This is a genomic window from Pseudoalteromonas sp. SWXJ133 (genome assembly GCF_015864365.1).
Taxonomy (GTDB): domain Bacteria; phylum Pseudomonadota; class Gammaproteobacteria; order Enterobacterales; family Alteromonadaceae; genus Pseudoalteromonas; species Pseudoalteromonas arctica.
Window position 1 is genome coordinate 1 of sequence record NZ_JADYXJ010000002.1, and the last position, 14,059, is coordinate 14,059.

General features: G+C 39.6%; 15 protein-coding genes and 1 riboswitch. Of the genes, 4 read left to right on the forward strand and 11 right to left on the reverse strand.

The window, feature by feature from the left end; translation table 11 throughout:
- Positions 1–163: 163 nt before the first annotated feature.
- Positions 164–943: a peroxide stress protein YaaA gene (gene yaaA, locus I6F40_RS01520; protein WP_039488339.1), complete on the reverse strand. Its 780-nt coding sequence runs from the start codon at positions 941–943 to the stop codon at positions 164–166.
- Between the two features lie 225 nt (positions 944–1,168).
- Here yaaA and tal point away from each other — a divergent pair, with 225 nt between their 5' ends.
- Both tal and I6F40_RS01530 read left to right on the forward strand, forming a co-directional pair.
- The gene (gene tal, locus I6F40_RS01525) at positions 1,169–2,119 is read left to right on the forward strand and encodes a transaldolase (protein WP_007376481.1); all 951 of its coding nucleotides are present in this window, start codon (positions 1,169–1,171) and stop codon (positions 2,117–2,119) included.
- A gap of 223 nt (positions 2,120–2,342) precedes the next feature.
- Positions 2,343–2,531, forward strand: a complete 189-nt coding sequence (locus I6F40_RS01530; protein WP_007583746.1) for a DUF3545 family protein — start codon at positions 2,343–2,345, stop codon at positions 2,529–2,531.
- Positions 2,532–2,638: 107 nt separating this feature from the next.
- Here I6F40_RS01530 and ung read toward each other — a convergent pair whose 3' ends face one another.
- From ung to I6F40_RS01570, 8 genes are all read right to left on the reverse strand, one after another.
- Positions 2,639–3,301, reverse strand: a complete 663-nt coding sequence (ung, locus tag I6F40_RS01535) for a uracil-DNA glycosylase (RefSeq protein ID WP_197192420.1) — start codon at positions 3,299–3,301, stop codon at positions 2,639–2,641.
- Positions 3,298–4,158, reverse strand: coding sequence for a cobalamin-binding protein (locus I6F40_RS01540; RefSeq protein ID WP_166376487.1), 861 nt, complete (start codon positions 4,156–4,158; stop codon positions 3,298–3,300). Before I6F40_RS01540 ends, ung begins: the two co-directional genes overlap by 4 nt.
- Complete coding sequence (gene cobO / locus I6F40_RS01545; RefSeq protein ID WP_165722116.1) at positions 4,158–4,757, reverse strand: cob(I)yrinic acid a,c-diamide adenosyltransferase; 600 nt, start codon at positions 4,755–4,757, stop codon at positions 4,158–4,160. The genes I6F40_RS01540 and cobO overlap by 1 nt, the downstream gene beginning before the upstream one ends.
- Entirely contained in the window at positions 4,750–6,234 is a 1,485-nt protein-coding gene (locus I6F40_RS01550; RefSeq protein ID WP_166376486.1) for a cobyric acid synthase, read from the reverse strand. Before I6F40_RS01550 ends, cobO begins: the two co-directional genes overlap by 8 nt.
- A 4-nt stretch (positions 6,235–6,238) precedes the next feature.
- Positions 6,239–7,243, reverse strand: coding sequence for a FecCD family ABC transporter permease (locus I6F40_RS01555; protein WP_166376485.1), 1,005 nt, complete (start codon positions 7,241–7,243; stop codon positions 6,239–6,241).
- Position 7,244: 1 nt separating this feature from the next.
- Complete coding sequence (locus I6F40_RS01560) at positions 7,245–8,057, reverse strand: ABC transporter ATP-binding protein (protein ID WP_166376484.1); 813 nt, start codon at positions 8,055–8,057, stop codon at positions 7,245–7,247.
- Between the two features lie 512 nt (positions 8,058–8,569).
- Positions 8,570–8,721: riboswitch (cobalamin riboswitch) on the reverse strand.
- A 43-nt stretch (positions 8,722–8,764) separates the two neighbouring features.
- Positions 8,765–9,697, reverse strand: coding sequence for a porin (locus tag I6F40_RS01565; protein WP_166376483.1), 933 nt, complete (start codon positions 9,695–9,697; stop codon positions 8,765–8,767).
- 166 nt (positions 9,698–9,863) lie between these two features.
- Complete coding sequence (locus I6F40_RS01570) at positions 9,864–10,736, reverse strand: LysR family transcriptional regulator (RefSeq protein ID WP_010553277.1); 873 nt, start codon at positions 10,734–10,736, stop codon at positions 9,864–9,866.
- A gap of 91 nt (positions 10,737–10,827) precedes the next feature.
- Here I6F40_RS01570 and I6F40_RS01575 point away from each other — a divergent pair, with 91 nt between their 5' ends.
- Together I6F40_RS01575 and I6F40_RS01580 are read left to right on the forward strand one after the other, a co-directional pair.
- A complete protein-coding gene (locus I6F40_RS01575) occupies positions 10,828–11,202 on the forward strand; it encodes a DUF413 domain-containing protein (RefSeq protein WP_007583734.1) in 375 nt (124 codons plus the stop codon).
- 86 nt (positions 11,203–11,288) lie between these two features.
- Positions 11,289–12,524 (forward strand): response regulator, encoded by a 1,236-nt coding sequence (locus I6F40_RS01580; protein WP_024592846.1) that lies wholly within the window; start codon positions 11,289–11,291, stop codon positions 12,522–12,524.
- Between the two features lie 17 nt (positions 12,525–12,541).
- Here I6F40_RS01580 and rarD read toward each other — a convergent pair whose 3' ends face one another.
- Both rarD and I6F40_RS01590 read right to left on the reverse strand, forming a co-directional pair.
- Positions 12,542–13,459 carry an EamA family transporter RarD gene (gene rarD / locus I6F40_RS01585; RefSeq protein ID WP_166376482.1) on the reverse strand — a complete coding sequence of 306 codons (918 nt, stop codon included), beginning with the start codon at positions 13,457–13,459 and terminating at the stop codon, positions 12,542–12,544.
- A gap of 51 nt (positions 13,460–13,510) precedes the next feature.
- The gene (locus tag I6F40_RS01590) at positions 13,511–13,966 is read right to left on the reverse strand and encodes a thioesterase family protein (protein WP_007583728.1); all 456 of its coding nucleotides are present in this window, start codon (positions 13,964–13,966) and stop codon (positions 13,511–13,513) included.
- Positions 13,967–14,059: the final 93 nt, after the last annotated feature.

The following is a 14,059-nucleotide window of genomic DNA, read 5'->3' on the forward strand; positions in this document are numbered from 1 at the left end:
ACTCAGTAGTAAGGTGTAATTCTTTAATAAATTCAGACATAAAAATAGGCCACAACTTCTGTTGTAGCCTATTATGAGCCCTTTGAAAGATCGTTCAATTAGCTTAAACGATCTGCATTAATGCAATGCATGGCTTTTAAGTTTTTTATTTAAGCTTATAAACCTAATTTTGTTCGTCGCGCATAAATACCGGCTCAAGCTCTTTAACTGTTGCCTCTGGGCTAAAGTAATAACCTGCTACCGTAAACTCTTTAAGTTGGCTTAACTGCGTTACTTTATTTTCGATAATGTAGCGCGCCATCATGCCGCGTGCTTTTTTAGCGTAAAAGCTAATTACTTTGTATTGACCGTTTTTACAGTCTTTAAAGTGTGGGGTAATAATTTGTGCATTTAATGCTTTCTTATCTACCGCTTTAAAGTATTCGTTTGAAGCAAGGTTAACTAAGTATTGCGCGTCTTGTGCTTTTAATACTTCGTTTAATTTATTCGCTATTACGCTGCCCCAAAACTCGTATAAGTTTTTGCCACGCGAGTTTTCAAGCTTGGTGCCCATTTCTAGGCGGTAAGCTTGCATTAAATCAAGTGGTTTTAATAAGCCATATAAGCCAGAAAGGATACGTAAGTGGTTTTGTGCATAATCAAGCTCGCTAGCTTTAAGCGTGCTTGCATCTAAACCGCCGTATACATCGCCATTAAAGGCAAGCACTGCTTGTTTAGCATTACTTTGTGTAAACGGCTGCGCCCACTCGCTAAAGCGTGCTGCGTTAAGCCCAGATAGCTTGTCGCTAATTTTCATTAAACTGCCAATTTGCGCTGGTGTTAGTTCACGGCATACTTTCATGAGCTCTTCGCTGTGCTCTAGTAATTCAGGCTGAGTGAACTTGTCTGTTGCGGGTGGCGTTTCGTAATCAAGATTTTTTGCAGGTGAAATAACAGTGATCATAGTTAGCTATTGACTTGTAATTTATTTAGTGTCAATTTCAACATTAAATGAAACGAAAAGCACGTTTTGTTTAAATAAATCCTCTCTTAATAACCCATGCATTGCCGTTTTTTTATTGATCAGGACATAAGACCTATCAAGCATTGTCACACTGTTGCAGTATGGATTAGATATATTAAGAGTGATTAGATTTTTCTTTTAACTTGCTTGGAATGAGGAAAGCAAATGACTTCAGCTCTACAAAGGCTAAAACAACATTCATCTATCGTAGCCGACACTGGTGATATTGAAGCTATTAAAAAGCATCAACCAGAAGATGCAACTACAAACCCATCGCTTTTATTAAAAGCGAGCGAGATTGAAGCATATAAGCCTTACCTAGATAAAGCTTGGAGCTACGCAAAAGAAACCGAGCAAGAGCCAGCTAAACAACTTGAACTAGCATGTGATTACTTTGCCGTATTACTAGGTAAAGAAATTAGCGCTATTGTACCTGGTTATATTTCTACTGAAGTAGATGCACGCCTTTCGTTTAATACGCAAGCTACGATTGATAAAGCACATACCCTACTTAGCCTTTACGAAAAAGAAGGTGTAAGCAAAGACAAAATTTTAATTAAAGTAGCGTCTACATGGGAAGGTATTAAAGCCGCTGAGCAGCTAGAAAAAGAAGGCACTAAATGTAACCTTACTTTATTATTTAGCGATGCCCAAGCCCGCGCGTGTGCCGATGCAAACGTATTTCTAATTTCGCCATTTGTTGGTCGTATTTTAGATTGGCACGTTGCTAACGGTATGGAAAAACCAACCGATCCGCTACAAGATCCGGGTGTTCAGTCTGTACGCAGCATTTTTGAATTTTACAAACGCCATGACTACAAAACAGTTGTGATGGGTGCAAGTTTCCGTAATACAGGTGAAATTATTGCACTTACAGGTTGTGACAAGCTAACTATTAGCCCTAATCTTTTAGAAGATTTAGGTAACCTTGAAGGCGCACAAGAATATTTGCTTGAAAGCGATGTTCCACAAGAGCCAAAACCAGAGCCATTAACAGAAGCACAGTTCCGTTGGTTACATAACCAAGATGCTATGGCTACTGAAAAACTAGCTGAAGGTATTCGCTCTTTTGCTGATGCACAAGAACAACTAGAGGCGCGCTTTAAAGCAATGTAATTTGCTATAATCGTGTTTTAAAAACGTCGCAATAGCGGCGTTTTTTTATGCCTAAAATACGCTACCCCTCTATATAATCTTCATATCGACTTCATATAATCTTCGTATAAACCTTCATCAATTAATCACACTTATGTAACATAACTGTCACTTTTTTATTCTATTTTAACTAGGCCTGTGGTATAGGTATTCTTGAGGTCAATAAAATCAATAGGAGAAGTTCATGGATAGCCTAAACGATATATTAGAGATATTAGAAGGACCAGATACAACAAGGAAAACCTCTCAGAAAAATAAAAAAAGAAAATGGCGTGAAATAGAAGCAATAAAAGACAAACAGCGCCTACGTAAAGAACTACAAGAACTAGACTACTTTACAGACAGTATTGCAATTGAAGAGCTCGACTTTTAATTCAATACGCCCCAACTAAACAAAAAGGCTTCCGATATATGGAAGCCTTTTTTAATGCGCTGAAAATAGCTGCATGAGATAAATTTATTATTCAGAGCCCAGGTTATTTACACCTGCCAGTTAATCGGTTTTTCATCTTGGGCTTGTAATAGCTCATTCGTTTTTGAAAAATGCTGACAGCCAAAAAAGCCTCTATGCGCCGAAAGCGGTGATGGGTGCGGCCCTTTTAAAACATGATGGCGAGCGCTATCTATGCCTTTACCTTTTTTTTGTGCATGTGCACCCCATAAAATAAATACCACATCTTCGCGGTGTTTATTAATATGCGCTATTACATTATCGGTAAATTGCTCCCACCCTAAATGCTTATGAGAATGCGCTTGCCCTTGCTCAACGGTCAATACTGTATTGAGTAAAAACACGCCCTGATCTGCCCAGCTTTGCAGGTACCCATGTTCAGGAATAATAAACCCGCTGATATCGGTAGCTAACTCTTTGTACATATTTTTAAGCGACGGCGGCAGCTTTTTTACATCAGGCAATACCGAAAAACACAAGCCATGCGCTTGCCCTTCTCCGTGGTATGGGTCTTGTCCTAAAATTACAACGCGGATGTCATTTAGTGCTGTGGCATCAAAAGCACTAAATACTTGAGGTTCAGACGGATAAACAGCAACACCTTCATTGCGGCGATTAGCCACATACTCTAACGTTTCCTGCATGTAAGGTTGCTGTAATTCACTTTCTAAAAATGTAGCCCAATCGCTCATTGTGTACTCTTAATCTGTTTACGTGATGCGTCTATTTTATCACACATATCCGCGAGTCCATCTAGCATGCGCGGAGTAAAACGATGTAATAAATCGGCATTTACGCTAATAAATTGATCATTTTTAACGGCGGGCACTTCTGGCCACTTTTGCCAATTAACAACCGGCTGTGGTGTTTTTGATTTTTCATCAGGAATAATGATAACTTGTGGCTTAGTAACAATGACATTTTCGATACTAATTTGCGGGTAATCTGTAACGCTCTGTGCAAATACATTGCTTACATGGCATGTTTCAATCAGCTGATTTATCCATGTATTTTTACTTACTGTCATCATGGGCTCAGCCCATAACTGATAAAACCCGGTAATATTTTTTTTATCTTGCTGGCTTTTAACAATACCATTTAGCTTATGTTTAAATGCGCTTGCCGCTTGCTGGCTTTGCTTAATGTTCCCTGTAAATTCACCAAAAGTAAGTAACTCGTCGGCTACACCAGCGATTGTGGTGGGATTACTCAAATATACTTTTATGCCAAGGCGCTCTATTTGGGCTAAATCTTCGCTTTGATTTCCGCTTTTCCACGCAATTACTAAGTCGGGTTTAAGCGCCAATACTTTTTCAAGCGAGATACCGTAATAACCGCCTATGCGCTCAATACTTTGGGCCTCAGCAGGATAGTCGGCGTAATCAACCGTGCCCACAATATTATCGCCCGCCCCTATGGCAAATAGGTTTTCGACTATATGTGGTGCAAGCGCGATTATTCGCAGTTTTTTAGAATCATTAACCTGCTCTGCAAGTGCACTGCCCGATACACTAAAAAGCAGCAGCCCAATAAAAAGCGCTTTAAACATTAGTAATCAAACCCTTCAAGCGCTTTTATACCAGAGTCGAATGCGTGTTTTACATTACGCACTTCGCTTACTGTGTCGGCAAGGTCTGTTAAAGTACGGTGCGCTGCACGCCCTGTAATAATAACTGACTGCATTGGTGGGCGGTTATTAAGCGCCGTTACTACTTCATCTAAATCAACGTAGCCGTAGGTCACCATATACGTAAGCTCATCAAGTAATACTAAATCAATACTGCTATCAGCAAGCATGCGTTTTGACTCTTGCCATGTTGCTTGGGCGGCTGCGGTATCAGCTTCTTTATTTTGCGTATCCCAGGTAAAACCGGTGTTCATTACAACAAACTCAACACCTGCACCTTGTAATAAATTACGCTCGCCACATTCCCAAGTACCTTTGATATACTGGCAAACGGCTGCTTTTTTACCATGACCTACGCAGCGTGCTACAACGCCAAAACCCGAGGTTGATTTACCTTTACCATTACCCGTAATCACCTGAAAAATACCTTTAACATCTTGTGCGGCAGCAACACGTGCATCCACTTGCTCTTTTACTTTTTGTTGGCGTTGTTGGTGCTTATCGTTGTTTTGTTCAGTCATTATTGTGCCCTTCATAAATCGAGATAATTTGCTGTATGTTTAAATGCGTTTCGCACATGGTTGCTAATCGTTCTAACTGCTGCTCGCGGTGAGCGGCAATACTAATTGGGTTAATTGAGGCGCTTGGTTTTACCCATTTTAAAATTTGCGATGTAGCATCGGCTTCATCAAACAAACCATGTAAATAGGTGCCCGCAATGGCGTTATCATCGCTAATAAAGCCATCAAACGTAAAACCATGTGGGTGGTTTTCATCAAAGGTTAAAAATGGCTTATCAAGCGCTGCACCTTGGCTAATCCCTGCATGTATTTCGTAACCACTACAGGGTGTTGATTGGTTATTTAAAAGCAGTGTAGCGGTTATTTTAGTTAATACTTTTTGCGCTGTCAGCGTGGTTTCAAAGTCGCATAGAGCAAGCCCATTCACTTGTTTTAATGACGATTCAATACCATCGGGATCGTTGATTGTATTGCCCAGCATTTGCATGCCGCCACAAATGCCAAGTACTTTGCCACCATAGCGTAAGTGGCGCTTAATTTGTAAATCCCAGCCTTCATTTTTCAAAAAGGTTAAATCCCCCAGCACGTTTTTACTGCCTGGGAGAATGATCAGATCAACTTCTGGGATCGTTTGCGTATGGCGCACGTAATTTATATTAATGTTTGGGTGCAAACGCAGTGCATCAAAATCGGTGTGGTTACTAATGTGGGGAACAAGTAGCACTGCAATATTAATTGTGGCGTTGGTTACATTATTATCAATTGCGACGGCGTCTTCGGCATCAAGCGCAAGATCGTGCAAATAAGGTAATACGCCAAGTACGGGTTTGTTTGTGTATTCTTCAAGCCAATCAAGCCCGCCTTGCAGCAAACCTATATCGCCTCTAAATCGGTTTATAACAAAGCCTTTTACGCGCGCCTGTTCTGACTCGCTTAACAACGCAAGCGTACCTACCAAATGTGCAAACACACCACCTTTATCAATATCGGCAATAATAATGACAGGGCAATCTACCTCTTCGGCGTAACCCATATTGGCAATATCGTTTTCACGCAGGTTTATTTCAGCAGGGCTCCCCGCTCCTTCAACAAGGAGTAATTCAAAACGTTTAGCTAAGCGGTTATGTGAAGTAATTACCGCATCCATCGCGACTTTTTTATAGTCGTGATATTTGCCAGCTTCCATATTACTAATGGCTTTTCCGTGAATAATCACTTGTGCGCCCGTGTCGCTATTAGGCTTAAGTAATATAGGGTTAAAATCTATTTCGGGCTCTACTTTAGCTGCTATTGCTTGCAAAGCTTGCGCACGACCAATTTCGCCGCCATCTTTTGTTACTGCGCTATTAAGTGCCATATTTTGTGGTTTAAAAGGCGCAACCTTTACCCCTCTCTTAGCAAATACCCTGCAAAGGGCTGCAACTAAAGTGCTTTTACCTGCGTCGGAAGTAGTGCCTTGCACCATTAAGGTTTTCATGGAATTACACCCTTCGCTTTCTAAAAAACAATAAACTTAAAAAGAACACACTACCAATAGCAGCAGTAATAACGCCTACGGGCAATTCTTGGTTTTTTAGCAAGGAGCGCGAAAGTACATCAACCCACACCATAAATGTACCGCCCACTAAGCTGGTTACCAGTAAGCCAGCGATGGTGCCTTGGGATATAAAAAAGCGCACAATGTGCGGTACCATTAATCCTACAAACCCAATACCACCACACATAGCCACCAGCACAGCGGTAATTAATGAGCTCAAAACCAGCATAAGTATTCTAAAGCGCTGGACCCTAACACCTAATGTAATCGCGCTTTCATCGCCAAGTAACATAGCATTGAGTTGCCTTCTAAAGATCAGCATTACAAACGTACACAATGTGATTACCAATAAAGGTAACCAAAGCGTAGCCCACTGCGCACGAGCAAAGCTGCCCAGTGTCCAAAATAAAATAGCGGCTACCGCCTGAGGGTCGCTCCAATAAAGCAACAAACTGGTAAATGCACTAAATAAAAATGACAGAGCAACACCAGCTAATAACATTGATTCTACCTGTGCACTTTGCTGCCTACCTGCAATAAGTATTAATAAACTCATAGCGAGTAAGCTGCCCAGCAGTGCTGCTGCCGATAGCATAAAGCCTGCGCTAATGCCTGCTAGCGCCATAAGTAACACCACGCCAAATGAGGCACCCGACGATATACCAAATAAGTAAGGATCGGCTAAAGGGTTGCGCGTTACCGTTTGTAAAATAAGCCCCGCAATTGCTAAGCCAGAGCCTGCTAAAAAGGCGAGTAATGTGCGTGGCATTCTTAGCTCGTAAATAATACGCGAATTAAAAGACGCATCATTTGAGAGTAAAAAACTATTAAGTACGTCTTGAAGTGAGGTCTCTGCTGCGCCAAAACTAAGTGCTGCAAATAAGCTAAATAAAGCAGCTACAACACTTATAAATAGCGCAAATGATTGGCGAGTATTAACTGCGCTCATATTATTCATAACCATAAAAGTAAGTAATGTGAGGAATGCTATTTCCTGCTTTAGATAACTGCGGATGGTTATTTACTTGGGCGCAAACACCAAAAACGTCGCCTAGCATGTTTTCGGTTAATACCTCACTTGGCGTGCCTGTATGTGTAATTTCACCGTTTTTAATAACCACTAGTTCATCGCACATTGCAGAGGCTAAGTTTAAATCGTGAAACGATGCAAATACCGTTACACCCAACGATTTAGCAAGCTCCATAACCTGTATTTGGTATTTAACATCTAAATGGCTGGTTGGTTCGTCCATAATTAATAGTTGAGGTTGCTGCACAATAGCACGAGCAATAAGCGCTCTTTGTTTTTCACCGCCTGAGAGCGATTCAAAACTTTGATCAATATGATCCACTAACCCTACGGTGTTGATAGCTTGGATGATTTTTTGTTTATCAATATTGGTTATTGAGCTAAATAGCGATTTATGAGGCGTTAGCCCAAGTGCAATAACATCAAATACGCTTAAGTTAAATTGCGAAGGGGTTTCTTGTAAAACAACCGCGACTTTTTTTGCGTACTCATCACTTTTTAGCTGCCAAATGTCGGTGTTGTTAAACTCTACAACGCCATCACTTGGTTTATTAAAACGATATAAACAACGCAATAAGCTCGATTTACCTGCGCCATTAGGTCCAATTAAACCAACAAATTTACCTGTGGTTATTTTAAGGTTTATTTTTTTGAGAATCGTTTTATTGCCAATACCCCATGATACGTTTTTAACGTTTAGTAATGGTTTATTTAATGGCGTTTGAGTGCGCAATAGTCAGTCCTAGGCTAGGGTCTGTTGATCTTTCAAGGTTAAATTTGCAACAGTCTGTTTGGTATTTAGGCAAGGCAGAGCCTATGTAGTGTGGTTATTCCCCATAAATGGGCGATAACGTAGCATTAATGCCAAACAGGCGCTGCCCAAAGGGTTCTTCCTAGGGGCTATTTACTCTTTGTTGCTCGGTTTTTACTTAGCCCACCAGGTTACAAACCTCGCGCCGCGATTAAATAGCCCCTAGTTTGAACAAATTTTAATCCGCAAAGATCAACAGACCCTAGGTTAAACTCACCAAAATGCGATAAAAATACTAATGCACTACAAGAAAAAATGAGTAAACCCGCTCGTTAAAAGAATTCATACCAATTGCATTAAATTAGTGATTTATTATAGCGACAAATAAATAGCTTAATAACAAGGCGGAAATTATGACATATAGTTGTTCTATATGAATAATTTTTAACGAAGTTAGTAAGTTATTTAATTCGCTAGAAAGATCATGTTTTTAATAAAATTGGTATCATACCATTTGTATCTGACTTAAAGCTTTGCGCTAATTACAGTTGCGGGAACAGTCGAGGACTCGCACCTCATTCCAAATGAAGCTCTATTATGGGCGGCTAAGTAAATAATTTAAAGCAAAAAAAACCGCACTCAAAAGAGCGCGGTTAAAAAGGGAGTGTTTTAACTAATTAGGCTAGTCGTTAAAACTTGTATTCCATACCTAAGCCTACGTAATCTTGGTCAACGTTGTTGTCCATGTCGAAGCTTGAATAAAAGCCAAATACTTTAATGTTTTTATTTAATTTGTGGTCAAGACCAACTGAAATTGCTGACTTATCGTCGCTGTCGTCAAAGTCCATATCTTGGTATTGCACTTTAAATGTGTTGCTACCCATGCTGTAAGCAGCATTTAGCAAGTAACCATCCGCTTCTGCGCTGCCATCTACTGCTTCTTGTGTTTGGTACATTGCACCCAATTTAAAGTTTTCAACTTTACCTTGGATTGATGCACGCACTACGTCGTAGCCATTTACTTCACTATCGGCTGCAATAGAGGCGTATACCGCGCTCTTTTTAAGAGCCACGTCACCGTATGTCACCGCCATTGAATAACCGTTATCAGCGTCTACATCGTCTTCAGCTACAAAAGTAGCAAGTACTTTAAAGCCTTCGTATGAGTTTGATGAGTAGCTAACTGTGTTTCCTAAGCGGTTTTCACCTTTAAATACATTTTTAATATCGCCTTCAAGGTCGTTAAATAAATCTAACTTACCTTGAGATTGCTTAAGCGCAGTATCGTTACGACCAATTACAACCTGACCAAACGCACCTTTTAAACCAACGTATTGGTTACGCGCAGAAATATTGTCGTCGTTATCGCCTTTTGAATCAGCATCAGACACATCAACTTGAAACTCAAACTTATATACCGCTTCTAAACTATCATTTATTTTTTCAGAACCTTTAACACCAAGACGAGATGCATTACTTTTTATCTCGGTAAAAGACCCTTCGCCATCATCAGATGATTGCACTGTTACATTCGCTTTACCGTAAATGTCTACGTCGGCAAGTGCATTAAAAGATAAACCACTTAATAGTGCTAAGCATAAGCTCGATTTTACAAATTTCATGTTATTTCCTTGGATAATCACAAAAGACTAATTTTCAAAACTGCTGCATTTTGTCATTCCTAAATGACAGTAATATTACAATAGAAATATTACTGTCTTTTTTTGTTAATAAAAATGCATTAAATATGAAATCAAAATAACATGAAAGCCTAGTAGATGGTCGTACTTACTTACCTTGCTTTAATGACAAGCTTGGCGTCATTTGCGAAAGTAAATTAACTAAGGTTTCTATTAGCTCTTTTTGCTCGTTGTCTCTGTGATACGCAATAAATACGTCTCTTGAGGTGTTTTCTACCCCTTTAACATGAAACAACTCACCTTTTTCTAAATGCCCTTCAACCAATACTTGAGGTATAAATGCACTACCACCACATTGCAGTATTAAATCAAGTGCAATACGTCCCGTGCTGGTTCTAAAGTAAGGTGGCGTTTTTCCTGTAAACTGACGCGCATGCCAAAGAGAAAAAGTAGTTCCCCAATCCACATACACATATTGATTATCAAAAAAGTTTTCGTTCGTTGCGGTGTCGTATCCGCTTACTGGAATGATTGGCAACTCACAAATACGCTCTACTACGAGTTCATCTACTTTTGGTGGATCAAATAATATTGCCAAATCGAGAGTACGCTCTAATAAAAGTCGAGTGCTCTCTTGTTGTGCTTTAACTTCTGCAACTAACGACACGCCCGGCATCGCCGATACAATATTTGTTATACCAAACTGTAAAAAAGCATCCCAAATATTAGGCGTTCCTGCTAAGCTAATTTGCTTATGCATATTGTCGGCAAGTGCAACATCGACTTTGGCCCGCTGCATGCCCGTAATAATCATTTGTGCGTGCGGTAATAAGCGCTCGCCAGGTGCTGTAAGTTGAATATTATTACGCTGGCGAATAAACAAATTAACACCAAGCCCTTGCTCTAATTGGCGAATTCTAAAGCTCACTGCAGACTGCGTAATATAAAGGTTTTCGGCCGCTTTACCAAAGTGACGCGTACGCACTACCTCAACGAATGTTTTTAATAAATCGATATCCAATTTTTTATCCTCACGATAAAAATAATTTGTTTAATAAATTGCCAAACTTGCATCATACTCCAGCTAATTAATAGGGTATGAGGATAAAGCTATGAGCAATAACATTTCATTACTACGCCAAGCATTTGTTAGCCAACGTCAATTTTATGATGATCAGAATTTTCCACGTGGTTTTAGCCGCAGCGGAAACTTCACCTTATTAGAAGCCAGTATATTAGAACAACACGGTGTTGTTTTAAGAGGCTTATACAGTAAAACAATTGAGCCGCAAAACGAACATCAAGAACAGTTTGTAGCAGTAGTCACTGGCTCACAAGAACCTACTAACCCAATCGAACGTGCTTGGGTAAAATACTTAAAGCTAACGACCTGTAAAACTAAGTTTCATACTTTATTTGGCCGCTCAAAAATGTCAGGACCGGCACCGATTAGCCAAGAGTATTATTCAGAAGCGGATAATCTGTAAGTACTTAAGTTATTTGCTTTTTTGCGTTTTAACAGTTACAACTTGTATAAGCAAATATTTTTGCAAAATATAAACAGGGTTGTTCCGTGACGCGAAAAATACTAATAGTTGAAGATACACCTGCAATGGCGCGAGTGCAAAAGCACATCGCGCTTAAAGCAGGCTATGAAGTTGATATAGCAGAGTCATTAGCACAAACAAAAGAGCTTATAAGTAAAAATAGCTACTTTTGCGCTGTAGTTGACTTTATATTACCTGATGCCCCATCAGGTGAAGCAGTACCCTGCACTGTTAATGCTGATATCCCAACTATTGTAATGACGGGTAATATTGATAAAAAAACCCGCGACACCGTCGAAAAATACCCAATCATCGATTACATCATTAAAGAAAACAAACAAGCTTACCAATACCTAGAAAAACAATTACACCGCTTACCTCGCAATGAAAATGTAAAAGTACTCGTTGTTGATGATTCTAAATCGACTCGACGATACATTTGCAGCTTGTTAGTTCGTCACAAATATCAAATTATTGAAGCACAAGACGGACAAGAAGCATTAAAAATGCTCGAAAGTTCACCCGACATTTCAGTCATCATTACTGATAACGAAATGCCAAACATGAATGGTGATGAGTTATGTAGCGAAATTCGCCGCTTATATAGCAATGACGAAAAAGCCATTATTGGTATTTCGGGCTCTGACTCTGTAGGGCTTTCTAGTTTATTTTTAAAAAATGGCGCAAACGATTATTTACATAAACCTTTTAATAGTGAAGAGTTTTACTGCAGGCTTAGCCAAAACGTCGATATGCTAGAACAAATAGCCACAATTAAACGCCAAGCCAACACCGATTACCTAACTAATCTACCTAATCGTCGTTACTTTTTTGAAGAAACAAACAAATCACTCAAAAAGATTAAAAATAAGCAAGGTTCAGGAGCGCTAGCCATGCTTGATATTGACCATTTTAAAATAATTAATGACACTCACGGGCATGATGTAGGCGACGAAGTATTAAAAGGGCTCTCCATTTGCTTTAGCAAATATTTTAAAAAGTATTTAGTGGCCCGCTTAGGTGGCGAAGAGTTTGCCGTTTACTTTGCAAATGCGGATAAACAAGAAGCGCTAAAAAGACTTGAAGGTTTTAGGTACTTTATAGAGGCGAATAGCCAAGAGTTTAGTAAAGAAAAAATCAAATTTACTATATCTATTGGTTTTGCAGATGGGCCTGTTTATCAAATTGATGAATTATTAAAACAGGCCGATTTAAAGCTTTACGACGCTAAAGAATCTGGTCGTAATAAAGTAGTTAGCTAACAGCTCTATTAGGTTAATTATACTTCAGCGGCTGTAATAGCCGCTTTTTTACGTTTGCGTGATTGATTGTAAGAGTCCCAACTAAAAATAGCTAGCGCACTCCAAATACATGCAAACGTTACTAATCTCTCAGCGTCAAACACTTCACCGTAAAACACCACTGCCAATATAAACATTAGGCTTGGCCCAATATACTGAAAAAAGCCTAATGTAGTGTATTGCAAACGCTTAGCGGCGCCGGTAAAACACAGCAATGGTAATGTAGTTACAATACCTGCACTAATCAGTAATGCATTAGTATGCCAATCGTTAGCTGGCAGGCTTGATGTTACTGTAGGCACCATTAACCACCAATAAATGAGTGCAACAGGCAGTAATATAAGTGCTTCAAGCAAAATGCCAGGCAAGGCTTCAACGGGTAGTTTTTTACGTAACAAACCATAAAGCGCAAACGATATAGCTAATGAAAATGCCACTACCGGAAACGAGCCAAAACTAATTAGCTGCAGCACAACACCGGTAAAGGCCAGTGCCACTGCTACACCTTGAAACTTACGCAGGCGTTCACCTAAAAAGAGCATACCCAGTAATACATTTAAAAGAGGGTTTATGTAATAGCCCAAACTCGCATCAAGCATATGGTTATTATTTATAGCCCATATAAATAAACCCCAGTTAAACCCTAGTAATGTTGAGGTAATAACAAGCATAAGCAAAAGCTTAGGCTGAACAATAATGCGTTTAATTTTACCCCAATACTTTAAAACACTTACTACTAATACTAAAAATACAACCGACCAAACAACCCGATGCATTAAAATTTCAAAGGCAGAAACATGCTGAATTAACTTAAAATATATTGGCGCAAGGCCCCACATAAAAAAAGCAAGACAAGCAAAAATAGCACCTTTACGCTGCTCAGTATCAATCGACATAATAAACACTTAGTGATTTAAAAGGCCGCTAGTTTACTTGCCATACACGTTTTATCCAACTAAATACGTGCCTGTCCCAAAAGCAATTTGAACAGACTGTTCGTTATGTAATTCCATTCGACAAACACACACTTTATTACCTGAGCGAATAAGTGTGGCACTCGCTGTAAAGCTCTCTCCTTTACCAGGGCGCAAATAGTCAGTGCGCAAGTCGATAGTCCCAAGCGTGGCTAATTTTGTTTGCACACTTCCTATATCTAAATCGGTGAGCTTATCAATCACGCTTGCTGCAGCGAGCATACCGCCTACATTATCAAGTACGGCTGAAATAACACCACCGTGCAGTATTTTTTGCGCAGGGTTACCAATGAGTACATCCTGCCACGGAAACGTAATTTTGGCCTGTTCAGGGCTCAACGACTCAACCGATATTTGTAAAAACTGGTTAAACGGCATGCCATTTACAAATAATGCGCCCACTTGTTCAATTAACATTTCTTTATTCATTATTATTCTCTATGTTTAAACTGGTACGATGAGTAAAGCATAACTTAAGCAAAACTACGAGGCTCTAGTTAAATCATTTACTTAGCAACCTAA